The organism is Citricoccus zhacaiensis (assembly GCF_014645315.1).
GTDB classification, from domain to species: domain Bacteria; phylum Actinomycetota; class Actinomycetes; order Actinomycetales; family Micrococcaceae; genus Citricoccus; species Citricoccus zhacaiensis.
In genome coordinates, this window is record NZ_BMLQ01000005.1 from 311,353 (window position 1) to 336,589 (window position 25,237).

The 25,237-nt window shown below is 61.3% G+C and carries 19 protein-coding genes and 1 pseudogene; 19 read left to right on the forward strand and 1 reads right to left on the reverse strand.

Features of this window, described 5'->3' with window-relative positions; translation table 11 throughout:
- Positions 1 to 122: 122 nt before the first annotated feature.
- From IEX49_RS10570 to IEX49_RS10660, 19 genes and pseudogenes are all read left to right on the forward strand, one after another.
- Complete coding sequence (locus tag IEX49_RS10570; RefSeq protein ID WP_188806104.1) at positions 123 to 1,913, forward strand: polysaccharide biosynthesis protein; 1,791 nt, start codon at positions 123 to 125, stop codon at positions 1,911 to 1,913.
- 61 nt (positions 1,914 to 1,974) lie between these two features.
- On the forward strand, positions 1,975 to 3,864 hold the full coding sequence (locus tag IEX49_RS10575) for a GNAT family N-acetyltransferase (protein ID WP_188806105.1): 1,890 nt from the start codon (positions 1,975 to 1,977) through the stop codon (positions 3,862 to 3,864).
- The gene (locus IEX49_RS10580; RefSeq protein WP_188806106.1) at positions 3,857 to 5,035 is read left to right on the forward strand and encodes a DegT/DnrJ/EryC1/StrS family aminotransferase; all 1,179 of its coding nucleotides are present in this window, start codon (positions 3,857 to 3,859) and stop codon (positions 5,033 to 5,035) included. Before IEX49_RS10575 ends, IEX49_RS10580 begins: the two co-directional genes overlap by 8 nt.
- Positions 5,032 to 5,622 carry a sugar transferase gene (locus IEX49_RS10585; protein ID WP_188806107.1) on the forward strand — a complete coding sequence of 197 codons (591 nt, stop codon included), beginning with the start codon at positions 5,032 to 5,034 and terminating at the stop codon, positions 5,620 to 5,622. The genes IEX49_RS10580 and IEX49_RS10585 overlap by 4 nt, the downstream gene beginning before the upstream one ends.
- A gap of 46 nt (positions 5,623 to 5,668) precedes the next feature.
- Complete coding sequence (locus tag IEX49_RS10590) at positions 5,669 to 6,715, forward strand: SDR family NAD(P)-dependent oxidoreductase (protein WP_268237713.1); 1,047 nt, start codon at positions 5,669 to 5,671, stop codon at positions 6,713 to 6,715.
- Positions 6,712 to 7,815 carry a polysaccharide biosynthesis C-terminal domain-containing protein gene (locus IEX49_RS10595; RefSeq protein ID WP_188806108.1) on the forward strand — a complete coding sequence of 368 codons (1,104 nt, stop codon included), beginning with the start codon at positions 6,712 to 6,714 and terminating at the stop codon, positions 7,813 to 7,815. The genes IEX49_RS10590 and IEX49_RS10595 overlap by 4 nt, the downstream gene beginning before the upstream one ends.
- Before the next feature lie 28 nt (positions 7,816 to 7,843).
- Complete coding sequence (gene wecB, locus IEX49_RS10600) at positions 7,844 to 8,953, forward strand: non-hydrolyzing UDP-N-acetylglucosamine 2-epimerase (RefSeq protein ID WP_229672553.1); 1,110 nt, start codon at positions 7,844 to 7,846, stop codon at positions 8,951 to 8,953.
- 254 nt (positions 8,954 to 9,207) lie between these two features.
- Positions 9,208 to 10,290 carry a non-hydrolyzing UDP-N-acetylglucosamine 2-epimerase gene (gene wecB, locus IEX49_RS10605; RefSeq protein ID WP_188806110.1) on the forward strand — a complete coding sequence of 361 codons (1,083 nt, stop codon included), beginning with the start codon at positions 9,208 to 9,210 and terminating at the stop codon, positions 10,288 to 10,290.
- A gap of 832 nt (positions 10,291 to 11,122) precedes the next feature.
- Positions 11,123 to 11,560 (forward strand): glycosyltransferase, encoded by a 438-nt coding sequence (locus IEX49_RS10610; protein WP_188806111.1) that lies wholly within the window; start codon positions 11,123 to 11,125, stop codon positions 11,558 to 11,560.
- 325 nt (positions 11,561 to 11,885) lie between these two features.
- Positions 11,886 to 13,121: a lipopolysaccharide biosynthesis protein gene (locus IEX49_RS10615; RefSeq protein ID WP_188806112.1), complete on the forward strand. Its 1,236-nt coding sequence runs from the start codon at positions 11,886 to 11,888 to the stop codon at positions 13,119 to 13,121.
- An 88-nt stretch (positions 13,122 to 13,209) separates the two neighbouring features.
- Positions 13,210 to 14,581 (forward strand): annotated as a pseudogene (locus IEX49_RS10620) (nucleotide sugar dehydrogenase).
- A 103-nt stretch (positions 14,582 to 14,684) separates the two neighbouring features.
- A complete protein-coding gene (locus tag IEX49_RS10625) occupies positions 14,685 to 15,809 on the forward strand; it encodes a DegT/DnrJ/EryC1/StrS family aminotransferase (protein ID WP_188806113.1) in 1,125 nt (374 codons plus the stop codon).
- The gene (locus IEX49_RS10630) at positions 15,806 to 16,789 is read left to right on the forward strand and encodes a Gfo/Idh/MocA family protein (protein WP_188806114.1); all 984 of its coding nucleotides are present in this window, start codon (positions 15,806 to 15,808) and stop codon (positions 16,787 to 16,789) included. Before IEX49_RS10625 ends, IEX49_RS10630 begins: the two co-directional genes overlap by 4 nt.
- 134 nt (positions 16,790 to 16,923) lie before the next feature.
- On the forward strand, positions 16,924 to 17,922 hold the full coding sequence (gene rfbB / locus IEX49_RS10635; RefSeq protein ID WP_188806115.1) for a dTDP-glucose 4,6-dehydratase: 999 nt from the start codon (positions 16,924 to 16,926) through the stop codon (positions 17,920 to 17,922).
- A complete protein-coding gene (locus IEX49_RS10640) occupies positions 17,922 to 19,382 on the forward strand; it encodes a sugar nucleotide-binding protein (RefSeq protein WP_188806116.1) in 1,461 nt (486 codons plus the stop codon). The genes rfbB and IEX49_RS10640 overlap by 1 nt, the downstream gene beginning before the upstream one ends.
- A gap of 75 nt (positions 19,383 to 19,457) precedes the next feature.
- On the forward strand, positions 19,458 to 21,587 hold the full coding sequence (glgX, locus tag IEX49_RS10645) for a glycogen debranching protein GlgX (RefSeq protein ID WP_188806117.1): 2,130 nt from the start codon (positions 19,458 to 19,460) through the stop codon (positions 21,585 to 21,587).
- Positions 21,584 to 22,264 (forward strand): ElyC/SanA/YdcF family protein, encoded by a 681-nt coding sequence (locus tag IEX49_RS10650; protein WP_188806118.1) that lies wholly within the window; start codon positions 21,584 to 21,586, stop codon positions 22,262 to 22,264. Before glgX ends, IEX49_RS10650 begins: the two co-directional genes overlap by 4 nt.
- A gap of 61 nt (positions 22,265 to 22,325) precedes the next feature.
- On the forward strand, positions 22,326 to 22,676 hold the full coding sequence (locus IEX49_RS10655) for a holo-ACP synthase (protein ID WP_188806119.1): 351 nt from the start codon (positions 22,326 to 22,328) through the stop codon (positions 22,674 to 22,676).
- 160 nt (positions 22,677 to 22,836) lie between these two features.
- Positions 22,837 to 24,135, forward strand: coding sequence for an O-antigen ligase family protein (locus IEX49_RS10660; RefSeq protein WP_188806120.1), 1,299 nt, complete (start codon positions 22,837 to 22,839; stop codon positions 24,133 to 24,135).
- A gap of 349 nt (positions 24,136 to 24,484) precedes the next feature.
- On the opposite strand, the gene IEX49_RS10665 is transcribed toward IEX49_RS10660, so the two are convergent.
- On the reverse strand, positions 24,485 to 25,183 hold the full coding sequence (locus IEX49_RS10665) for a right-handed parallel beta-helix repeat-containing protein (protein ID WP_188806121.1): 699 nt from the start codon (positions 25,181 to 25,183) through the stop codon (positions 24,485 to 24,487).
- Positions 25,184 to 25,237 lie beyond the last annotated feature (54 nt).

Below are 25,237 nucleotides of genomic sequence, written 5' to 3' on the forward strand. Positions count from 1 at the left end.
CAGGTTGTAGCCCGTGACGTAGTATCTATCTGTCACTCTGTCACCCGCCTGAGGGGGCTGGGTAGAGGACGGCACAGCTGGAACGCCTAGGGCGTGCCAGGACTCGCACACCTTGGAGGACCATGAACCGGCGGACTCGAACGCGCGTGGCCAGAACGGCATTCTTTGCTGTCGATGTGGTGAGCTGGATCGCCATGATCATGTTGGCCGCCTGGCTGAGGTATGAATTCGATTTCGCTCAGATGGGGTGGGGACGCTTACTCCTCTTCGGTGTGGTCGCCGCCGTCCTCCAGGCGGTGCTGGGCTTGCTCAGTGGCATTTACCGCGGTCGGCATGTCTACGGCACCTTCGATGAGGTCAAGACCCTGACGTACATCGTGGTTCTGGTGGGTCTGATCACCACGGTATTGATGCTCGTGGTGGGCAATGTGTTCGACTCTCCTCGAAGCACAGGCATCATCGCCACCCCCATGGCCCTCTTGTGTATGTTGGGCGTGCGTTACTTGTACCGACTCATGATGGAGCGTCGTCGCAAACCCGGGGCCAAGGCTGCGCGCACGATCGTCTACGGCGCCGGCTACCTCGGGGAGACGGTCATCCGGCGGATGCAGACCGACGCCGATTCCGAGTACCGACCTGTCGCCCTCCTGGACGACGACCCACAGCTCTCCAATCTGGAAATTCGTGGCGTCAAGGTCATGGGTGGTTTCGATGATTTGCCGGACGTCGTCGAGAAGACTGGGGCCAAGGAACTCGTCTTGGCCATTGGCCGTGCTGATTCGACCCTCGTTCGCGAGATCTCCGATGCCGCTGGTGCTGTCGGCCTCCATGTTCGGGTGCTGCCCCTCCTCGAACAGATCATGGCCGGTCACACCAAACTGTCAGACCTGAGAGACATCTCCATCGAGGACCTGATCGGCCGGAATCCCGTGGACACCGAAGTCGAATCCATCGCCGACTACATCGCCGGCAAGCGAGTCCTGGTGACCGGTGCCGGGGGATCGATCGGGTCAGAGTTGTGCCGACAGATCTCGAAGTTCGCCCCTACCGAACTCATCATGCTGGACCGTGATGAGACAGGCCTCCAGATGGCGCAACTCGGGACCGTCGGGCACGGGTTGCTTCATACCCGCGATGTGGTGCTCGCTGACATCCGCGAGGCAGACGCGCTGGAGAAGATCTTCCAGGACCGTAAGCCTGAGGTGGTCTACCACGCCGCTGCATTGAAGCACCTGCCGATGCTCGAGCAGTACCCCGAGGAAGCATGGAAGACGAACGTCCTGGGCACTCTCAACGTTCTCAACGCGGCCCGGAACGCGAACGTGGAGACTTTCATCAATATCAGCACGGACAAGGCTGCGAATCCGACGAGCGTGCTGGGGCACTCGAAGCGGGTCGCAGAAAAGCTGACCGCGTGGATGGCTCAGGAGACGGAACGTCCCTACCTTTCCGTCCGGTTCGGCAACGTCATCGGCAGCCGCGGTTCGATGCTGCCGACTTTCCGGTCCCTCATTGAAAGGGGTGGACCGGTGACGGTCACTCACCCGGACGTAACGCGGTACTTCATGACCATCCCCGAGGCCTGCCAGTTGGTGGTCCAGGCCGGTGCCATCGGAGCCCCCGCTGAAGTACTGATCCTAGATATGGGCGAGCCGGTCAAGATCCTCGACATCGCGGAGCGGATGATCGAGATGTCCGGCAAGGATGTCGAGATCACCTTCACCGGCCTCCGCGAGGGCGAGAAGATGCACGAGGAGCTCGTGGGTCTAGGCGAGGGCGACGAACGTCCGTTCCACCCCAAAATCTCCCACGCTCACGTCCATACCCTGTCGCCCAATGACATGGATCTACACGTCTGGTTGGAGCGCTGTGGCAAGCACGAGTCCCAGCATGAATCACCCGGTGTCGCGTGAATCTCCATACGGATACGACTCTCATGGACACGGCTACGACTAAAGGACGGTGGTCGGCGGCATGAAGATCGGAATGATCACCCAGTGGTACGACCCGGAACCCGGTCCGGCTTCCCTGCCCGGGGTCCTCGCCCGAGAACTGGTCAAGCGGGGGCACAGTGTCAACGTGGTGACTGGGTTCCCCAACTATCCCGAAGGCCGGCTGGCCGACGGATACCGACTCCAGCCTCGCCTGCGGGAGACGCTCGACGGGGTCAATGTCACGCGAACCTTCCTCTTTCCGAGCCACGACGACTCGCTGGCTAGGAGGTTGATCAACTACGGCTCCTTCGGGGCGAGCGCCGCCGCGCTGGGGCTCGACTCCCTCCGCGGGGCGGATGTGGTCTGGGTCAACTACTCTCCGATCACGGTGGCCCTCCCGATGCTTGTTCAGAGGTATCTGAGGGGCACCCCGATCATCAGCGAAGTGGCCGACCTGTGGCCGGACACCGTCATGGTGTCCGGGTTCCCGGCCGGCAGCGCCGTCGGAAAGGTCGCCGCACCTGTGCTCAACGCATGGGTCTCCTCGATGTACCGGGCCTCCGACGCCGTCGTGCACATCGCCCCCAGTGTGGGAGACATCCTCGCCGAACGAGGCGTTCCAGCTGGAAAGATCACCTATATCCCGAAGCCGGCCAATGAGCAGGTGTTCCATCCCGGGGGTCAATCCATGAGGGTGGAACTGGGCATCGGGGAGGACCAGATCGTCCTCGTCTACGCGGGTGCCATGGGACAAGCCCAGGGACTCGACACCTTGATGACGGCGTGCCAGTCCCTGGACCCTGAGCGGTTCGTGTGTCTCATGGCGGGCGGCGGCAATACCGAGGAGCATCTTCGCTCCCTCGCCGAGTCTGCACCCTCTGTGCGCTTCATCGGCCGTGTCCCACAGGAACAAATGACTGATCTCATGGCGACGGCGGACATCGCCTACATCAGCCTGGTGAAGGATCCACTCACTCCCCTGACGATGCCGAGCAAGACTCAAGCGATCCTTGCCTCCGGAACCGCCGCGCTGGTGGCTGCCAGTGGTGACGTGGTCGACGTGGTGTCGTCGTCGGGTGCGGGACTGGCCGTCGACCAGACGGACCCGGCCGGAATCGCTGCCGGGATTCGGAAGTTGGCGGCGTTGGGACGAGACGGATTGGCAACGATGGGCGCCATCGCGCGGAAGACCTACCAAGACCAGTTCAGCCTCGCCGCCACCACGGATCTCGCCGAACACACCCTGGCCGTGGCGGCCGGACGCACCACTCTGGATGGCACCGTCACCCCGTCCCTACGCACCGTTCCGCTGCGGAGGGTGCATATCGAGTCGGTCGCGAGACTTCATCAACAGGCCTTCCCGGAGTTCTTCCTCACGAAGCTGGGCCCGGGTTTCCTGCGGGAGTTCTACCAGGGCTTCCTGGAGGACCCGACGGCGGTATCCTCCGTGCTGCTCGACGGTTCCGGCAGAGTGCGGGGCGCGGCGGTGGGAACCACAGAACCCGCGGGTTTCTTCAAGCGCCTACTGAAACGACGACTCGTGGGTTTCGCCACCAAGAGTGCGGCGATCGCGTTGAAGAACCCGGTGCACGCACCGCGGCTGCTGCGCGCTGTGGCCTACCGTGGGGAGGCCTCTGACAACCTGCCCGGAGCGGCCCTTTTGAGTTCCATTTGTGTTGATCCGGACCTGCAGGGACAGGGTGCCGGTCGTCAGCTGTTGGACGCCTGGACCAACCAGGCGCAACGGCAAGGAGCCTCGTCCGCCATGCTGACCACCGACGCGGAGGGGAATGACAGCGTGAATGCCTTCTACAGCCGCCTCGGGTGGACCCTGCATGACGAGTATTCGACGCCGGAGAACCGACACATGAACCGATACGTCAAAGCAGTGAACACGTCTGCCTCCGAAAGGATCTCTGAGGATGCCTGAAAACACTGAGACCGGCCCCTTCCTACCGTTCGCCCGGCCGGACATCACCGAGGCTGAGATCGAGGCCGTCACCGAGACGATTCGTTCAGGCTGGCTGACGACCGGCCCGAACGCAGCGGCCTTCGAGAAGGAAATGTCGGAGTTCCTGGATGGCGAAGACATCACGTGTGTGGCCGTCAACTCGGCGACAGCTGGGCTCCACCTGGCCGTGGAAGCACTAGGAATCGGTCCGGGCGACGAAGTGCTCGTCCCAACTTGGACCTTCACTTCCACGGCAGAGGTGGTCCGGTATGTGGGCGCGGACCCGATATTGGTAGACGTTGACCCAGCGACTCTCAACATCGACTTCCAAGACGCGGGGCGGAAGATCACTGACCGCACCAAGGCCGTAATGCCGGTGCATCTGGCCGGGATCCCGGTGGATGCCCGAGAGCTGGAGGACTTCGCGACCCGGCATCAGCTGCTGGTGGTCGAAGACGCGGCCCACGCTTTCCCCGTGAGGTCGAACGGAAAGCTCGTCGGAAACTCAACCTCGGACGCGGTGGTGTTCAGCTTCTATGCGACCAAGACGATCACCACCGGTGAGGGCGGCATGGTGATGGTTCGATCCGAGGACCTGGCCCAGCGCATGCGCACCATGCGCCTGCACGGAATCAGTAGAGACGTGTTCAACCGCTACCAGTCGACGGTGCCGGCCTGGCGCTACGATGTCGTGGCACCCGGGTTCAAGTACAACCTGCCGGACACTGCTGCGGCCATGGGCCGTGTCCAGCTCGGTCGAGCTGTGGAGATGCGAGACAGACGAAGAGCGATCGCCTATGGATATCTGGAGGCGTTCCGGGATCTGCCCGTCGAGTTGCCGTTGGTCCCCGAGGACCCTCAGAACCACGCGTGGCACCTCTTCATGCTTCGCATCGACGCCGGGACTGCGGGACTGCACCGTGACGAGTTTATTAACCGCATGAGCGACGAAGGTGTCGGAACCTCGGTCCACTTCATCCCTCTCCACCTGCACCCGTACTGGAAAGACGCTTGCGGTGCGGAGGATGCTGACTTCCCCGTGGCCACCCGGGAGTTCGAGAGGGCGGTGAGCCTCCCGATCTTCTCCTCCATGACCGATGGAGACGTGGACAAGGTCATCGGCGCAGTCGGGCGGGTGCTGACGAGGTGATCAAACGGGTCCTCGACACGGTCGTCTCGGCAGCGGCCTTGGTGGTCACCAGCCCCGCACTGGCTGTAGTGGCCGTCACCATCAAGGCGACGTCTCCGGGCCCGGTGCTCTTCACCCAGGAACGTGTCGGGCAGTACGGCCGGACGTTCAAGATTCACAAGTTCCGGACCATGCGACCCGACCACGGTGGACTGGCCGTATCCGGCACCGGAGATCCACGGGTGACCCGCATCGGCGCGATCCTCCGCAAGACCAAGCTGGACGAGATCCCGCAGTTCTACGATGTGCTCCGCGGAGATATGTCGCTGGTGGGACCTCGTCCGGAGGTTCCCGAGTATGTTGCCCAATGGCCCACCGAGATGCGAGCGATCATCTTGTCAGTGAGGCCGGGAATCACGGATCCCGCGTCCATCGAGTTTCGGAACGAGGGCGACGAACTGGCGCTGGCCCGGGATCCTGAGTCGCATTATGTGGACTCGATCCTTCCGAGAAAGGCCGCTGCATACGTGGACTACGTGAAGCATAGGTCTCTGGTGGGGGATCTGAAAATTCTTGGCAACACCGCGAAGGTGGTGCTGTTCCGATGAGATCGGTCAGCAGACAGACAATGACGAGCAATCATGGAGGACAACAGTGAGTGACAAGAGCGAACCGAAGCAGGCGGTTCCCGAGTCCGTGCTGATCACCGGCGGCACTGGCAGCTTCGGCCATCGTATGGTGCGTTACCTACTCGACCAGGGCAGTGAACGGGTCCACGTCCTGAGCCGCGATGAGGCCAAGCAGGATCAGATGCGCCATGACCTCGGTGACAACCGGATCCGTTACTTCCTCGGCGATGTCCGAGACTATGACAGCATCCGTGCGGCCATGCTGGGAGTGACGCATGTCTTCCATGCGGCGGCGCTCAAGCAGGTGCCGTCGGCGGAGTTCTTCCCGATGCAGGCCGTCAAGACCAACGTCACGGGCAGCGAGAACGTCGTCAAGGCCGCGGAAGAGGTTGGAGTCGAATCCGTGGTGTGCCTCAGCACGGACAAGGCGGTATACCCGGTCAACGCCATGGGCATGACCAAGGCATTGATGGAAAAGGTCGCCCAATCGCACGGCTTGGAGAATCCGCAGGCCAAGACCGTGGTTTCCTGCGTGCGCTATGGCAACGTCCTGTACTCGCGGGGCAGTGTGGTCCCGCTGTTCATCAACCAGCTCAAGGCCGGCAAGAAGATCACCGTCACGGATCCGGACATGACGCGCTTCATGATGAGTCTCGATCAGAGCGTGGACCTGGTGCACTATGCCATGAACAACGCCGAACAGGGCGACCTGTTCATCCGCAAGGTCCCCTCGTGCACCATCGGGACGTTGGCAGCCGCCGTCTGTGAGCTCTTTGACCGAGTACCGGACATGAACATCATCGGCACACGCCATGGGGAGAAGCTCTCTGAGCAGCTGGCCACTCGTGAGGAATTGGCGCGCGCAGTGGATCATGGCGACTATTTCCGGGTGACTGCAGACAAGCGGCAGTTGGACTACACACCCTTCTTCGAGGAGGGCAGCAAGACCGTGAACACCTACGAGGACTACGACTCGCACACCGCCCGGCACATGGATGTCGAGGAGACCAAGGAGCTTCTCCTGAGTCTCCCGGAGATCCAACGCGAGCGGAAGAACTGGGGGCTGGCGTGAGCATCATCGCTGCAACCGGCGCCGGTGGATTTCTGGGGTGGCATCTACGGATCCGCAACTTCTCCAGGACGGGTGAGGACGTCCGTTCCATTCACCTCGGTGATGGCTTCGATCTGGCTGATGCGACCGCGGCCATTGACGGTGCTGACCGGCTCGTCCACGTGGCGGGCGTCAACCGCGGCACCGCTGAGGAGGTCGCCCGGGGGAATCGCCTGATGGCCGGTCAAATCGCCGAGGCCCTCAGGATCGCTCCGAGCCCGCCAGAGACGGTGGTGTACGCCAACTCCATCCAGGCGGGCAACGGATCTGAGTACGGCTCTGCTAAGCAGGATGCAGCGCGCCTCCTCGAGGACGCTTGTAAAGAGCTGGGCCTGACGTTCGTGGACCTGCTTCTCCCGAACCTTTTCGGCGAGCACGGGAAGCCGTTCTACAACTCCGTGGTGGCGACGTTCTGCCACCTGACGGCCAACGGGGAGCCTGTCCAGGTGCAACACGACAAGGAACTCCAGCTCATGCACGCCCAGGTGGCGGCAGAAGCCCTCCTGGACGCCCAGGCGTCTCAGGACCTTGACACCTACCGGACATCGGACGTGACCGTCTCGGAGATCGCCCAGAAGCTGTCCGACTTCCACGAGATCTACTCTCGGTCGGAGATCCCAGATCTGACGGACTCCTTCGACCGGGATCTGTTCAACACCTATCGGTCCTACGCCTTCGGGGCCCGGCCTGCGCAGACGCTCGAGCCGCGCGCCGATCAGCGGGGACACTTGGTGGAGACGGTCAAGAGTCATGGTGGTGAGGGACAGACGTTCTTCTCCACCACGAGACCGGGCGTGGTCCGCGGCCAGCATTACCACCTACGGAAGATCGAACGTTTCGTGGTGCTAGCCGGTGAGGCTTCACTCGGGCTGCGGCGCATGTTCTCCACGGAGACGATGACGATCAACGTCAACGGCGACCAGCCCCAGGCTGTGGATATGCCCATCGGCTGGGTGCACAACATCTGCAACACGGGCACGTACGATGACGTCCTCACGCAATTCTGGACCAACGAGATCTTCAACCCCGATGACACCGACACGTTCTACCAGGAAGTCTGAGGCTGCTGTGGCCAAGAAGCTGAAAGTCATGACCGTTGTGGGGACCCGGCCGGAGATCATCCGGCTGGCGTGCGTGATCCGCCGGCTGGAGGCCACTACGGACCACGTACTGGTGCACACGGGCCAGAACTACGACTACAACCTTAACGAGGTGTTCTTCCGAGATCTGGGGCTGCGGAGCCCGGACCATGTCCTGAACGTGGACACCTCGTCCCTTGGGGCGGTTCTGGGAGACGTGCTGCGGGGCACCGAACGGGTGCTTCTGGAGGAGAACCCGGACGCCATGGTGGTCCTGGGGGACACCAACAGCTGTGTCTCTGCCATTATGGGTAAGCGGCTCAAGGTGCCGGTGTTCCACCTCGAAGCCGGAAACCGTTCTTTCGACCCGAACGTTCCCGAGGAGATCAACCGGCACCTCGTGGACCACGTGAGCGACTACAACCTCGTCTACACGGAGCACTCGCGGCGCAACCTGCTCTCGGAGGGACTGCACCCGCGCAATGTGATGGTGATGGGTTCGCCGATGCTGGAGGTGCTGACGTCCTACCGCGATCAGATCGACGCCTCGGACGTGCTGGACCGACTCGGTCTCGAACCGGGCGGGTACTTGCTGGCCAGCGTCCACCGTGAGGAGAACGTGGACCGTAAGGACCGCCTGGAGCAGGTCCTTGCCTCACTGCAGGCTGTGGCCTCCGACCAGGACGTCCCGTTCCTCGTCTCCACCCATCCCAGGACGCGCAAGCGGATTGAGGAGTATGGCCTGGAGACCAACACCAACCTCCGACTCCACGAGCCCCTCGGTTTCCACGACTACAATAAGCTCCAGCTCGCTGCCCGCTGCGTCATCTCGGACTCAGGGACGATCTCCGAAGAATCTTCTATGCTGGGGTTCCCCGCTGTCACGCTTAGGGATGCCATAGAACGCCCTGAAGCTATTGATACCGGATCGATCATTACTACTGGGCTTGAGCCTGATGATGTTGTTGATTCAGTACGTATGACGATCCAACAACACAGAGAAGATGGGCGGTCGACAATCCCGAACGACTATGGGATCGCTGATTCCTCGCGCCGGGTAGTGAATTTTATACGATCGAATGCTCGACTCCACCACCGTCGAGCCGGGATTCGCATATGAGGAACTGTAGAACAACCTGGTCGTTGAGATGACCTCGCGGCACAGCTCGTCCTTGAACTCCTGAGTGGACCGTTGTCGTGATGTAGTCATGCCACGACCCTCTTTCAGTAACGCCCTCATCTTAAGAGGGCCCACTGTCCGAAATCACCGCGGCAGGTCAGACCTCTTATATCTAACAGCTAATATGGTGGAGTTGTGGAAGACCGTTCGAGGCAACAAGCTTTGTACAGCAATCACTGACATAGGAGTTAAGTGTGAAGATCTTGTCGGTTGTGGGAGCTCGGCCGCAATTCGTGAAGCTCGCCGCAATCTCCCGTGCCATTGCTCGCAAGAGGGAAGCAGGTGAGGATCTCGAACACGTCATAGTTCACACTGGACAACATTACGACGCGGGCATGAGCGACGTCTTCTTCAACGACCTACAGATCCCCGAAGCCGATTTCAACCTGGCAATTGGATCGGCACAGCATGGTGCACAGACGGGTCGAATGTTAGAACGGCTAGAAGAAGTCATTCTTGAGCAACGTCCAGATTGGACCTTGGTCTACGGGGATACGAATTCAACATTGGCTGGCACGCTCGCCGCCGTGAAACAACACCTTCCAGTTGCACATTTGGAAGCAGGTCTTCGGTCCTTCAACCGAAAGATGCCCGAAGAGATTAATCGAATCGTAACCGATCACGCGGCAGACCTACTTTTGGCGCCTACTGAAGTCGCGGCGAGTCATCTCGATAATGAAGGTCTATCTCGTCGCACAGTTGTCACGGGTGACGTCATGGCGGACATTTGTCTGACCGTTGCCGACGCTGCCAGAAATGACCCGGCTAGCCTCAAATTGCCCGGCGGAATTGACCCCGAATCCCCGTATCTTGTTGCCACAATCCACAGGGCAGAAAACACCGATGATCCCAATAAGTTACGCAGGATCATCGACGGGCTACAAGCCCTGAAAACTCCTGTTGCGCTTTTCGCTCATCCTCGACTTGTTGATAGAGCGTCAAAAGCTGGGCTAGAACTTCAAAGCGGTATGGTGAAACTGTCGCCACCTGCTCCGTATCCTGGGTTGATTGCTGCAGTTCAGCGGTCGGTCGGAGTGATAACCGACAGCGGAGGTCTCCAGAAGGAATCCTTTCTTCTGCAGATTCCATGTACGACCGTCCGCAGTGAAACTGAGTGGGTAGAAACCCTGCAAGACGACTGGAATATTCTCGTATCTGATTCTGACAGCCTCATCTCTGCGGCTTCACGCCCATTTCCTACGGCTCCTCAAGGCGTGCCTTACGGACGAGGCGACGCTTCAGAAAAAGCGATTCAGGCACTTTTAGACTTTTCTTGAAAAACAGGCCCAAATCGCAATCAATACAGTTTAAGCGCAAGATTTCGAGGAAAATTAATTCTCGGGAGGCATCAAGCAGAGTCTCGCGTCTATTTTATCCTCAAAGGAGAAGTCTATGAAGGTTTCCATATTTACGACTGCTCACCCTCTTGACGATGTCCGAGTCTATAGTAAGTTTGCGCGGTCATTTATGAACCACGGACATCGCCTAAGTTGGATTGGCCCTGCCATTTCGTATTTCTCGGGCAACTCATTCCGAGATAATTCAATTGATTACGATGTTTATCCTCAGGGCCGAGGCAGGATGAGTCGATTAGCTGCCATACCTAAATCTGCTATTCGGCTCGCCAAGCACCGGGGGGCAGAGTGGGTTTATTGTCCGGATCCTGACGCCGCGGCTATCGCAGTTATTTTGAAGCCATTGCATGGGTCCAAAGTTATCTTCGATGTTCATGAGGAATACCACACTGACTTGCTATCTCGATGGTTAGGTAAGAGCTCCGGGAAGCTCGCGTCGAACCTATTGATTAGCTCTATTCGATTTGTAACGAGGCGTAGCGACATTGTCACTGGAGTTAGTCCAGCGGTCCTGACGGTCTACGAGGGCCACATGCAGACTTCAGTAACGGTACTGAACTCAGCTCCCGACTGGTTTGCCGCGCTTAAAGCAGAGTCTGCTGCAGGAGGAGATGATAAGCTAGTGACATTCTTCCATGGTAAAGCGACTGGAATTAATGGGACTGCCGAAATCTTGAGTGGCCTTAGATTGCTCCGGAGTGACGCCCGAGTCTTAATGTTTCCTTCTTCGAAAAATTCGGAGGACCCTCCATACATGGAGAATTTCTACGATCTGACTGAAGAATATGATGCTTCACATCAGTTGATTTTGTCTGATTCTGTTCCTCATAGCGAGATTCCCGCAATCATGGATACGTGTCAGGTAGGAATGATCGGGTATGGACGAGAGCTAGGGCGGGCGAGTTTGCCGAATCGGTTGTTCGAGTACATGTCGCGAGGATTAGCGATTATGGCTCCGACATATTCGCCTCTCATCCGTGAGATAATTGAAAAGTATGATATTGGGATTTGTTGCGATTTTGAAGATCCCCAGTCTATAGCGAATGGCATCGAATGGTTTCAGGATAATCCGGACTTGGTTTCGGCGATGGGAAAGCGTTCGCGTGAAGCATTTCTGCGGGATTTCAGTTGGGATGCTGAATTCAGCAAGTTACTTGATCAGATGGGTCAGGGCATTAGGAATCGCGATTGATGTTTAGTACGAATTGAGAATCACTATATTTTTGGATATTCACGCATCGATATTCGCCACCATACATCGGTGGTTAATTATTGAGTTATCTATTTTTGATTTCATTTCGTTGATCAACTCGCTTGTATCTTCACCGGTTGCCCTGGCCACTTGTCTGGCCGATGGCTCCCGCGAGCCGTGCGCCTAATGTCGGTAAGTCCTGATGCGGACGACGTTCGCTTGAGATCGTATATTTACTGAGGAGGATCGGCATGCGGGGAGTTTTGCCAATCGAGGGTGTCGACCTGAATTCTCAAATGCTAGCCAAATGTGAGGACGCCTCCTTGTGCGCATTTTGAGAGACTTGGGCGGAGCCGGATGGATTTCACTTGGAACGATCCTCGGGCAGGCGCTTATCTATCTTGCCACGCCTTTTATTGCTCGGCTCTATGGCCCAGCTGCATTAGGCGCGGCAACGATTTTCCTCGCAACAGCCAGCATTCTTGTCCCGTTGCTGACGTTGAGGATGGAGTTTCTCATTCCGTCGGCGAGTGAGGCGGAAGCTAGGTGGATCAGTCGAAGGGCACTGAAGCTAGTTCTATGTGGGTCTTTCATCGCGTCGGTTGTGTACTCGGTAAGTATTGAGTCCTTTGATGTATGGAATTCACTGGCATTCTGGGTGACTAGCGGTTCGTTGGCGGCTGCTGCTGTTTCGATTCAGATGTTGGTCCGGCAAGAGAAGTTCCGTCGGATCGGTCTGGGTAAGGTCGCCAATGGGGTGGGCCAAGTGGGTGTCCAGATACCTGTTGGAGTTTTCTTTCCCGCATCCCGGGGAATTGAGTTTGGGTTCGCCGCCGGATACTTGGCTACGTGGGGTGTGCAGGCGTTCGGGGCACGTACGCAGCGTCCTCGTGAACGGATCCGGCGCGCCCGGCGTCGAGCTTTGATGGGCTCCGCCTATAAGTTGGCAATCGCGGGGATCATGAATGCCATCTGCGTATGGTCCATTCTCATTTCGATAAGCGTATTCGGCAGCGTGGAGGATGCTGGTGTGTTCTCAGCTGTACAAAGACTCTTGGTGACTCCGGTGGGCCTCGTCACGGCGAGTTTGCTACCTGTGGTCACTGGAGGGGTGGCACATGCGGTGCGTTCCAGCCAGCCGTACGCGCATGTGCTAAAGAAGTGGTTGCTGTTGTTGACACCTATATCGTTGGTTGCTGGTGTCGTTCTCGTCTTCATCCCGGAAGCCTTGCTCCTTCGTATTCTGGGTGAGGAATTCCGAGGGGCAGGAAGCTACCTGGCGGCGCTTGTACCGATGATCGTCGCCCAAATCTTGGCCGGTCCACTGGGTCAACTCCTAGTCGCGACCGGCCATTCCACCGCGCAACTTTTTTGGGACTCCGGGCGTTTTGTCCTCATTGTCGTTGCAGCTTCGGTGTGCGGATCCCTAGGTGTCGGTTCGGTGGCTATGACATGGATTCTCTCCATGATCTTCGCATCGAGCTACGTCGTGTTCGTTCTCTTGGTCATCGTGTTTGCCAAGAGAGGTGGATTCCCGCCAACTTCACTTCCGGACCAGTAGTTCGAAATGTCAGACGCTGGACCTAGTATTACCTGCGGCCGGCACGCGTGTGCTACGCCCAAGCGGAAATAGCAGGGGAGATCTGTTAGTGAACATTGCTGTTGTGACGCTGGGCAAGATTGGGCTACCGCTTGCGGTCCAGTTCGCATTTAAGAAGAACCAGGTGGTGGGTGTGGATATCAACCGCTCCGTTGTGGATCTGGTCAATCAAAGACTTGAGTCATTTCAAGGTGAGCCGGATCTCCAAGAAAGGCTGTCAAGTGCGGTCGAAGCTGGCCTTATGAAGGCCACCATTGAGTATGCAGAGGCCATCCCGGGCGCCGATGCCGTGGTCCTGGTCGTTCCGCTATTCGTCGATTTGCAGGCGCGGCCGGACTTCAAGTGGATGGACGCAGCCACCGCGGAACTGGCCAAGCACCTTACGCCGGGGACCTTGATTTCCTTCGAGACCACCCTGTCGGTAGGAACTGCTCGCAGCCGGTGGAAGCCGGTTCTGGAGGAGGGATCGGGCCTGACAGAGGGCAAGGACTTCCACCTGATCTTCTCGCCCAAGCGCGTTCTGACAGGCCGTGTGTTTGCCGACTTGAGAGAGTATCCGAAGCTCATCGGTAGCCTCAGTGACGACGGCACGAAAGCTGGGCAGGATTTTTACAAATCGGTCTTGGACTTTGATGAGCGTGATGACTTGGCCCGGTCCAATGGAGTCTGGGACCTGGGACCTGGGAGCTGGGACCTGGGACCTGGGACCTGGGTTCGGCGGAGGCATCAGAATTGGCCGAGTTGGCCGAGACGACGTATCGAGACGTCAATATCGGCCTGGCCAATCAGCTCGCCCGCTCCGCAGGCGAGCAGGACATCGACATCTACAAGGTCATCGAGGCCTCGATTTCCCAGCTGTACTCGCACATCCACCGGCTTGGCATCGCCGTGGGCGGCCACTGCATCCCCGTGTACCCGCGCCTATACCTGTGGAATGACCCGGCAGCCACCATCGTGCGTTCGGCCCGCGAAGCCAACGCCGGCATGCCGGACTACACGGTGGGACTCCTGGAAGGCGCCCACGGCGACCTCGCCGGCCAGAACGTGGTGGTGCTCGGTGCCGCCTATCGCGGTGGCGTCAAGGAGAAGGCCTTCGCTGGGGTGTTTCCGCCATCGATACCCTCCGCTCCTGCGGCGCGAACGTATCCGTCCACGATCCGATGTTCTCGGACGAGGAGCTTACCTCGTACGGCTTCACGCCCTACAAACACGGGAGTGGCCCCGTCGATGCCGCCGTCCTTCAAGCTGCCCACACAGAATACAAGGAGTGGACGCCGGCCGACCTCCCTGGGATCCGGACGCTCATCGACGGCCGCAGCATCGTGGACGCAACCCAGTGGGCTGACGTGACTGTCCGCACCATCGGCCGGCCCTTGGACGAGACGGCTTCCGGGGATTGGCCCGGCGGGCGCGAGCGCTGAACCGAGCGCCATTGGGGGAGGGCTCTGGGCGCGTCCGCCTTCGGAACAACAGGCCGTACAGCGGCGCAGTGGAGTATCGAACATCTTGAGGAAGGGAAACAGAATGGCGTTTGAAAGTCAGGACATTCTGGTCGCCAAGCCGATCATTGGGAGCGAGGAGCGGGAGGCCGTTGACCGGGTATTGGCCTCGGGCATGGTCGCCCAAGGTCCGGAGGTTGCCGCTTTTGAGCGGGAATTCAGCGAGGTTCTCGTACCGGGGGTCCCGAGCGTGGCCGTCAACTCCGGCACCTCCGCCCTCCACCTCGGACTGCTCGCCGCCGGCATCGGTCCCGGTGACGAGGTCATCGTGCCGGCCTTCACCTTCGCGGCCACTGCGAACTCCGTGGCGCTCACCGGTGCCATCCCGGTCTTTGCGGACATCGATCCGGAGACCTTCTGCCTGGATGCGGCCGCCGTGAGGGCGGCCGTGACCTCCAACACCAAGGCCGTCATGCCCGTGCATCTCTACGGGCAGTCGGCTGACATGACGGCCTTCCAACAGCTGGCCGATGAACATGGCCTGCAGATCTTCGAGGACGCGGCCCAGGCCCATGCCTCGTCCTGGGACGGTCGACCGGTGGGATCGTTCGGGGCGTTCTCGGCATTCAGCCTCTACCCCACGAAGAACATGACCTCAGGCGAGGGAGGCATGGTCACCACTCCGAATGAAGCCGTCGCCCGTTCCGTGCGGCTGCTCCGCAACCAGGGGATGGAGCAGCAGTACCGGAATGAGGTCGCGGGGCTGAACAACCGCATGACGGACATCCACGCTGCCATTGGCCGTGTCCAGCTGACCAAGATCCTGGACTGGACGGCCAAGCGACAGTCGAACGCCGCTGCCTTGGATCAGGGGCTGGCCGGCCTGGACGGCCTTCAGACCCCGGTCGTCGCCGAGAAGGCGACCCACGTCTATCATCAGTACACGATTCGCTTGATCGGCGCATCTGCGAATGAACGCGACGCCTTCATTTCTACCTTGAAGAATGAGCATGGCGTCGGAGCGGGAGTCTACTACCCGGTCCCCGTGAACGAACTGGAATCGTTCCGCGTGGAAGCACACCTCCCAGAGACGAAGAGCGCCGCACAGGAAGTCCTGTCACTCCCGGTACATCCGTCCCTGGAACAGGGAGACCTCGAACGCATTATCTCCGCCGTCTCGGCCGTGGCCCGAGCAGGAGCGTCAGCATGATCCGGGTCGGGCTCATCGGTCTGGGCATGATGGGACGTCACCACGCCCGTGTCCTCCAGCAACTGGACGGCGTTGAACTGGTGGCCGTGTCCGACCCCGGTGGAGACGTCCATGGTGCCGCGACCGGCATACCGCTATACGAGAATGTCGACGACCTTATTGCCCACGGGCTGGACGCCGCCATCGTGGCAGTTCCAACGGCATTCCATGAGCCAGTCGGCATGAAGCTTGCTGAGGCAGGCGTTCACGCGTTCATTGAGAAGCCCATTGCCGCCGATGCGGAGTCCGGCCAGCGGCTCGTCGACGTGTTCGCTACGCGGGGACTCGTCGGGGCAGTCGGTCACATTGAGCGGTTCAATCCTGCCCTCCAAGACCTCAAACGGCGCCTTGAAGCCGGAGAACTCGGTAAAGTACACCAGATTGCCACGCGCCGGCAGGGGCCGTTCCCAGGTCGCATTACCGACGTTGGGGTAGCGCGCGACCTTGGGACGCACGACCTGGACCTCACCATGTGGTTGGGCGGAGAGCGCTTTTCAGAGATCAGTTCTCAATCCGCCACCTTGGTCCGTGACGGACGAGAAGACCTCATTGCCGTCACTGGTCGGTTGAAGAACGGCGTCATCACGAATCACCTGGTCAATTGGCTCTCACCCATGAAGGAACGCGTCACCACCGTCACCGGTGAGGCGGGGGCCTTCGTGGCCGACACCCTCACCGCTGACTTGACCTTCTACGAGAACGGCAGCGTCGAAGCGGAGTGGGATGCCCTGGCCAGTTTCCGCGGTGTCAAGGAAGGCAACGTCACCCGATTTGCCTTTCCCAAACCGGAACCGCTGAAGACCGAACACGAAGCCTTCCGCGACGCGATCCTGCACGGGACCAGCGGCATCGTGACCCTGGAGGACGGTCTCCACACGCTGCGGGCAGCCGAGGCCGTCATCAATGGCCCGTCAGTCTCAGGGAGTTTCAATAGCCGATGAGGGATCCGGGCGGGCCGAGGTAATTAACCTGCTGCAACGGTCCGCCTGACTCCACATTGCTGGAGCCCGTGACAAGTGAAGGTCGAGTAGCCATCACCGGGGACTCCTGGACGACTCGCCCTTAGTTTGAGACCGTGAGCACCTTCCTCGTCACCGGCGGCGCCGGCTTCATCGGGTCCAACTTCGTCCACTACGTCCTGGAGTCCACGGACCACCGCGTCATCGTGCTGGACAAGCTAACCTATGCCGGCAATCGCGCCTCCCTGAAGGGCCTCCCTGTGAACCGGATGACGTTCATGCACGGGGACATCGCGGACGCCGATCTTCTGGACGAGCTCATGCCCCAGGTGGATGCTGTGGTGCACTACGCGGCCGAGTCCCACAATGACAACTCGCTCAACGACCCGCGGCCCTTCGTGGACACCAACATCCTGGGGACCTACGCGCTCATTGAGGCCGCCCGCCGGCATGACGTCCGCTTCCACCACATCTCCACGGACGAGGTCTACGGGGACCTGGAGCTGGACGACACGGAGCGGTTCACCGAGACCACTCCGTACAACCCGTCCAGCCCGTACTCCTCCACCAAAGCCGGCTCGGATCTGCTGGTACGGGCCTGGGTGCGCTCCTTCGGCCTGCGGGCCACCATCTCCAACTGCTCCAACAACTACGGCCCCTACCAGCATGTGGAGAAATTCATCCCGCGCCAGATCACCAACGTCCTGGACGGCGTGCGTCCTCGTCTCTACGGGGAGGGCCTCAACGTGCGGGACTGGATCCACGCGAATGACCATTCCTCGGCCGTGCTGACCATCCTTGAGCGCGGCCGGCTGGGGGAGACCTACCTCATCGGCGCGGACGGGGAGCATAACAACAAGGCCGTGATCGAGTCGATCCTCGAGATCATGGGCGAGTCCGCCGGCGCCTACGACCACGTGGTCGACCGCCCCGGGCATGACCTGCGCTACGCGATCGACTCCACCACGCTGCGTACCGAGCTGGGCTGGTTCCCGCAATACTCCGACTTCCACGCGGGTCTGGAGGCCACCGTGCAGTGGTACCGGGATAATGAACCGTGGTGGCGGCCCCAGAAGGCCGCTGCGGAGGCAAAGTACCAGTTGACGGGACAGTAATGGACGCAGGTCAGACGGCGGGTTCGGCACGGGCAACGACGGCCGTGCAGTTCTCGAAGCCCCTCGCGGCCCAGCCCACCAGTATCCCCGGGCTCACCATCTTCGACCTGCCCGTGCACGGCGACAACCGCGGCTGGTTCAAGGAGAACTGGCAACGGCAGAAGATGACCGAGCTCGGCCTTCCCGATTTCGGGCCGGTGCAGAACAACATTTCCTTCAATGCCAGCCGCGGCACCACACGGGGCATCCACGCCGAGCCCTGGGACAAGTACATCTCCGTGGCCACCGGCTCCGTGTTCGGGGCCTGGGTGGACCTGCGCCAGGGCAGTACCTTCGGCCGGGTGTTCACTGCCGTGATCGACCCGTCCACGGCGATCTTCGTGCCCCGGGGTGTCGGCAACGCCTTCCAGTCCCTCGAGGACAACACCGCCTACACCTACCTGGTCAACGACCACTGGTCCGCAGAGGCCCAGGCGCAGTACACCTTCCTCAACCTCGCCGACCCCACGGCGGCCATCGACTGGCCGATCCCCTTGGACGAGGCCGAACTCTCGGACAAGGACCGCGCCCATCCGCAACTGGCCGAGGTGGAGCCCATGGCCCCGTCGACCACGCTGCTGCTCGGGGCCACCGGCCAACTCGGCCGGGAACTGGTCCGCCAGCTAGCCGACCGTCCCGGCGTGGAGTTCCTGGGACGGGACCGGTTCGACCTGGCCGACCCGGCCGCCGTCGGGCGCATCGACTGGCGCCGCGTGGGCACCGTGGTGAATGCCGCCGCCTACACCGCGGTGGACGAGGCCGAGGCCGAGGACGGCGGCCAGGCCGCATGGGCGGCCAACGCCGAGGGCGTGGCGCGGCTGGCCCAGGCCTGCGTGCAGCACCAGGTGACCCTCATCCACATCTCCACGGATTACGTGTTCGACGGCACCAAGGATGGCGCCTACACAGAGTCCGACCCGCTGCGACCAGTCAACGCCTACGGGACCTCGAAGGCGGCGGGGGACCTGGCCGTAGGCGTGGTGCCGCGGCATTACCTGCTGCGGACCTCGTGGGTGATCGGGGACGGGAAGAACTTCGTGCGCACCATGCAATCACTGGCCGAGCGCGGGATCGCCCCGTCCGTGGTGTCCGACCAGGTCGGCCGGCTGACCTTCACCCGGGACCTGGCCGAGGCCATCATTCACCTCCGCAACGGCAACGCCCCCTACGGGACATACAACGTGACGAACGGCGGGGAGCCGGGGAGTTGGGCGGAGGTCGCCCGGCGCGTCTACACGCACGCAGATCGGCTACCGCAGGACGTCACCGAGGTGACCACAGAACAGTACTTCGCAGGGAAGTCCGTGGCTCGGCGACCGCTGAACTCCGTGCTGGACCTGGCCAAGCTCGAGGCCTCCGGATTCACGCCGCGGGACCAGTGGGCGGCCCTCGAGGAGTACCTCGCGGCCTCACAGGCGTAGACCTGGATCACACCGGCATCAAGCCTCCATCACCATAGACTGTTCTTCGGAATCCGCTTCCATCCGAGGAGACACATGGTCGAGACCACTGCCGGCGTGCCCTACCCCCTGGGCGCCACACCGGACGAGGACGGGACGAACTTCGCGCTCTCCGTCGGCGAAGCCGCCGAGAAGGTGGAGTTGTGCCTCGTGGACGCTGACGGCGCCGAAACCTGCGTGGAGCTGATCGAGCGCTCTGGGAACACCTGGCATGCGCACGTGGCCGGCGTGGGGGATGGACAGAAGTACGCGTACCGCGTGCACGGGCCCTGGGATCCGGCGTCCGGTCTGCGGTACAACGCTGCGAAGATCCTGCTGGACCCGTACGCCAAGGCGATCACGGGTGACTTCAACTGGGGCCAGTACCAGTTCTCCTACGACTTCGAGGACCACGACGCGATCGACACCTCGGACTCGCTGGGTCACACCATGCTGGGCGTGGTGGTGGACGATTCCTTCGACTGGGGCGAGGACGTGCAGCCGGACATCCCCTTCAACGAGACCGTTATCTACGAGACCCATGTCAAGGGCATGACCAAGTTGCACCCGGAGGTCCCCGAGGAAGCACGGGGAACCTACGCCGGATTGGCCCACCCCGCGGTGCTGGAGCATCTCACGAAGCTGGGCGTGACGGCCGTGGAGCTGATGCCGGTGCACCAGTTCACCAACGACTCCTCCCTGCAGGACAAGGGGCTCTCCAACTACTGGGGGTACAACACCCTGGGTTACTTCGCCCCGCAGAACACGTACTCCTCGGCTGGGGACACCGGCGGGCAGGTGCGCGAGTTCAAACAGATGGTCAAGAACCTGCATGCCGCCGGGCTCGAGGTCATCCTGGACGTGGTCTACAACCACACCGCCGAGGGCAACCACATGGGGCCCACTCTGTCCTTCCGCGGCATCGACAACGTGAACTACTACCACCTGGTGGAGGGCGACGAGCGCCACTACATGGACTACACCGGGACGGGGAACTCGCTGAACCTCTCACACCCCATGGTGTTGCAGCTGGTCATGGACTCGCTGCGTTACTGGGTGCAGGAGATGCACGTAGACGGATTCCGTTTCGACCTGGCCACCACCCTGACCCGTTCGGAGGGCGAGCAGGGGCCGGACATGCTGGGTGGATTCTTCGACGTAGTCCGCCAGGACCCCGTCCTGCGCACCGTCAAGCTCATCGCCGAGCCCTGGGACGTGGGCTGGGCCGGCTACCAGGTGGGCAACTTCCCGGGGCTGTGGAGCGAGTGGAACGGGAAGTACCGGGACTCCGTGCGGGACTTCTGGCGCGGCGAGCCAGGAACTCTTGCCGAGTTCGCCACCCGCATCACCGGTTCCGCCGACCTCTACGAGGACGACGGGCGCACCCCGCGGGCCTCGGTGAACTTCGTCACCGCCCACGACGGCTTCACGTTGCGGGACCTGGTCTCCTACAACGAGAAGCACAATGAGGCCAACGGCGAGGACAACAACGACGGCGAATCCCACAACAGCTCGTGGAACTGTGGCGTGGAGGGGGACACCGAGGACGCCGAGGTCCTCAAGCTCCGTGCCCAGCAGCAGCGGAACTACCTGGCGACGCTGATGATCAGCCAGGGCGTGCCGATGATCAGCCACGGCGACGAACTGGGGCGGACGCAGCAGGGCAACAACAACGTCTATGCCCAAGACAACGAGCTGTCCTGGATCCACTGGGATGACGCTGACGAGGACCTCATCGAGTTCACCTCGCGGGTGGTGGCACTTCGGCAGGATCACCCCGTGTTCCGGCGCCGGCGGTACTTCGACGGCCGGCCTGCCGCGCGGTCGGACTCGATGGCGCTGCCGGACATCGTGTGGCTCGAGCCGGATGCCACGGCCAAGGACGAGTCAGACTGGGAGACCTACTACGCCAAGTCGATCGCCTTCTTCCTCAATGGTCACGACCTGACGGAGACCGAGCGAGGCGGTGAAGACCACGGCAACGGGGGTGACCACGACTTCTACGTGCTGCTCAACGCGTACTGGGAGCCGGTGGAGTACACCCTGCCCGGTGAGCCGTTCCCGGATTCCTGGGATCTGGTGGTGGACACCGCCGACGCCACCCCGGACACCACCGAGTTCTCCGCCGGGGACAGGATCTCCGTGCCCGGCCGGGGCATCGTGATCCTGCAGTCTGCCCAGCGGTGACGCTGGACCAACTGATGGACGGCCGGGACGGTGGCGGCAGGGGCCGCGATGCGCGAGTGTGGCGCCTGCGGAAATCGACCAGGCGCGGTCGATTGCGCCGCTGGATCTTACGGGGACTGGGACTGGTGGTCGTCGCGTTCCTGGGGGTCGGCGTCGTTCTGGCATGGATGACCGTGAACCCGCGGGTGAACCCGGCGCCGCAGGTGGACGCGTTGCTGGTGCTTGCCACCCAAGACGGTGCCCATGACGAGGCCCGGCGATTGGCCGAGGAGGGAGTGACCGACCGGCTGTTGGTATCGACTCCGGAGAATGCTCCGGTGAGCCTCTGCCAGGAGTCACCGGGCGGGGCCACCGTCGAGTGCTTTGTTCCGGATCCATTCACTACACAGGGGGAGGCGATCGTCGGAACGGAGCTGGCTCGCCAGTACGGGGTGGGGAACTTGGGGGTGCTGACGTTCGACCATCACATCGAGCGTTCCCGCATGCTGGTCGACCGGTGCTGGGACGGTGAACTGCATATGTATGAGTTCGAACCGGTTCGCGACCGGCGCGGGTATGTGTATGACTTCGTCTACGCCATGGCGGCGTATGCGAAAACGTTCATGACTCCGGGGTGCGCGGCTGAGCCGCCGGAGTGGCTGCAGACCCCAATCGATCATCTCAAGCTGGGTCGCTGAGATGCGAGGTTGGTTCCAGACCTGTCCCCGCGACCTCTCGCCAGGTCGATAGGATGGCCGAATGATCATCGGTATTGGCGTGGACGTCGTCTTGGTAACCCGTTTCAAGCAGCAACTGACCAAAGCTCCGGCCCTGCGGGACCGCCTCTTCACGCCAGCCGAGCGCGAACTCAACACCCGATCCCTTGCCGCCCGCTTCGCCGCCAAGGAAGCCGTGGCCAAAGCCCTCGGTGCTCCGGCCGGCATGAACTGGCAGCACTGCCAGATCGACATCGACGCCGCCGGCGCCCCGCACGTCGTGGCGATCGGCACCGTGGCCGACGTGGCCGATGCCAAGGGTGTCAAGAAGTGGCACCTGTCCCTCAGCCATGACGGGGACGTGGCCACGGCGATGGTCGTGGCCGAGTGCTGAGGTCGCGAAGAGCCTGCCTTAGATTCTTGAGCAGAACAATGCCGAGCAGGATGGATGGGTTAAGTGTGACCCACGGTTTACATCAGTCAGGTCGAAGGCCCTCTCTGGTTACGAGTGTGGTTCGCTCAGCGCAGATGGCGCCTTGTGGTGTTCGGCAGTGATGGGATTGGGCATATCCGGTGATGTGGACGGGTCGTCGGTCCGGCCGGCGATCGGGCTTCCGGTATCGTCAAGTTCTGTGGGGAGCATTCGGAAACGTCAGGGCGGGTTTGCCGCCCTCGTCCTTGCCGTGCTCGCTACCTCGAACCTGTTTATTCCGAACTTCACCGGCTCGATCTTCACCGAGCCCACAGCCCTGTCACTCGGCGTCGCTACGATCATCGCTGGTCATGCCTGGATCAGCGATAAGGGGTACATTGGCGGGCCACACCTACTCATCTTCCTTGTGGCCCTCACGTTCTTACCCGGCCTCTTAGCCGCCGCCCCACATCATTACGGGCAGTCCAAGACAATCGGCCTAGCTTTAACCTTGCTGATCGTGCTCGTGACGACTCAGATCGTCGGTAGGTGGTCCCTGAATCCGGCGTTCCTCACAGCCTTGGCGGTGTTCGGTTTCGTCGTAGCCGTCGAGCTCCTGACCATCGGTGAGACTTCCACGTTCGACGGTCGCGCGTCCGTGTTGGGCCTGAACCCGATTGATCTTGGACGGATGGCCTCGCTTGGAGCACTATTGTGCGCCCTCATGGCGTATTGGGGGCGCGGTTGGTGGAGGGGCCTGCTGCTCGTTATGGCAGCAGTTTCGGCGTTCGCGGCGACCACTACGGGTAGTCGAGGCCCTCTCATTTCCGCCGGGGTTGCGATTGTGTTCGCGCTCCTAGTGAGCCGAAGAATAGCATCACCGGCGACCCGCGTCGTGGGTGTCAGCGGCCTCATTGCGGGCGTCTACCTGCTATTCCGGGGCGAGGGCCTCGATTCTTCGAACCGGATTTTCAGCCAAGACAGCTCTGGGCGGGACAGCCTCTGGTCAGAGTCGCTTGACATCGCCCTCACTACCCCCGGGGGCGTCGGGTTCGGTGGCCTTTACGGCCACGTCACGCTCACCCCGGGGGCAGCGGTCACGGGTTACACCCAATACAGCCACAACATTCTGCTCGAAACGGCCGTGGAAGGAGGATGGATTGCTCTCGCCGGGATCCTTGTGGTGCTCGCCATCTCATTCCGCTACCTCCTCCAGGAGTCCAATACGCAGACAGGGGCACTGCTTCTCACAGTGTGGACGTTTGCATTCATCAACGCCCTGTCCTCGTCTGATCTGGTCGGCAACCGATTGCTGTGGGTGATGGTCGCCGTCGGGTTAGGACTGGAACTACGCCGTACTCGTGGCGACCGCACCCCGACCGGACACCTGACAACTACTTTGCGACCCACCCGGCAGCGCTGGTCGGACCAGTCTCCTTGACGTATAGGCTGGTTCCCGCCCCACCGTCTGTGCGCGCCCACCGCGACCCGGCAGTAGCGAAGAACGCTCCGTTGGGGTCACCGCTACCACTCTCGTCCACGAAACACGCCGTCCCAGATGTGGTGTTGATCGGCTTAGCTGCGGCGGCGTTGAGAGTGTCATGAGCGTTCGGGCCATACTTGCCGAACGCGCATCCTGTAGCCGTCCCAGACGGCGCGGACGGTGAGGTTGGAACCGTACCCATGGCGACCAGGAAGCTGTTGCCCTGGACCATGTCTCCCCGGGAGTTGTAGATTCGGACTCCGCCGACGACGGTGGCTGAAGCGGCACTGCATTCGAATCGGTAGGTTTACCTGGTGTTCCCGGTGACCACGTGGCCCCTGCCGGTGAGTGCGACGTGCATGGAGCACCGCGTGAATGAGTTTCCGGCGACGGCATTCAGGTCGAACGATGAGTAGATGCCGTGGTTGTGGCACCCATCGAAGATGTTGGAGGACATGACGATGCCGTAGGCGGGATCGGGCCCGCCGTAGGCTTCCATGAACATACCCTGGAGGTAGGACTTGATGTGATTGTCCGTGATGACGAGTCGGCCGGCGTCAACCCCGTGCGGGTTATAGGCGATGCCGAAGTGACCGGTCTCGCTCCCAGTCCACCCGGATGCGGGGTAGTTGCCGGCGATGCGGCAGCCTTCGACGGTTCCAGTCTTCACGTCGGCGAAGCAGATCCCGACCTTGGGCACGTTGACCAGAAGGAGTCCGGCGATCCGCACGTCCTCGGCCTTCACGTGGACGACCGCGAATGTGGGGATGGCATTGATAACATCCCATGCGGCCGCTGATTCGATGGTGCCACCCTCCACGGACGCCCCGGCTCCTGTGATGGTGAGGGTGTCGCCGATGGTCACGGTTGTCTTGATCTTGGAGCCTGGCGCGAACCTAATCCCGGCGTTCGCGGTTCTTAGGTGAATATTCGGCGTTCTGAGCGCCATCCGTATTGGGTTTGAGAGCCAGTGACCGCTGGATGCGTTGGGCGCCTTGGGAGCCATCGTTATTCTGGTTCAGAGCCACCTGCTTAGGCTCCTTCCGCTGGGTGTAAAGGG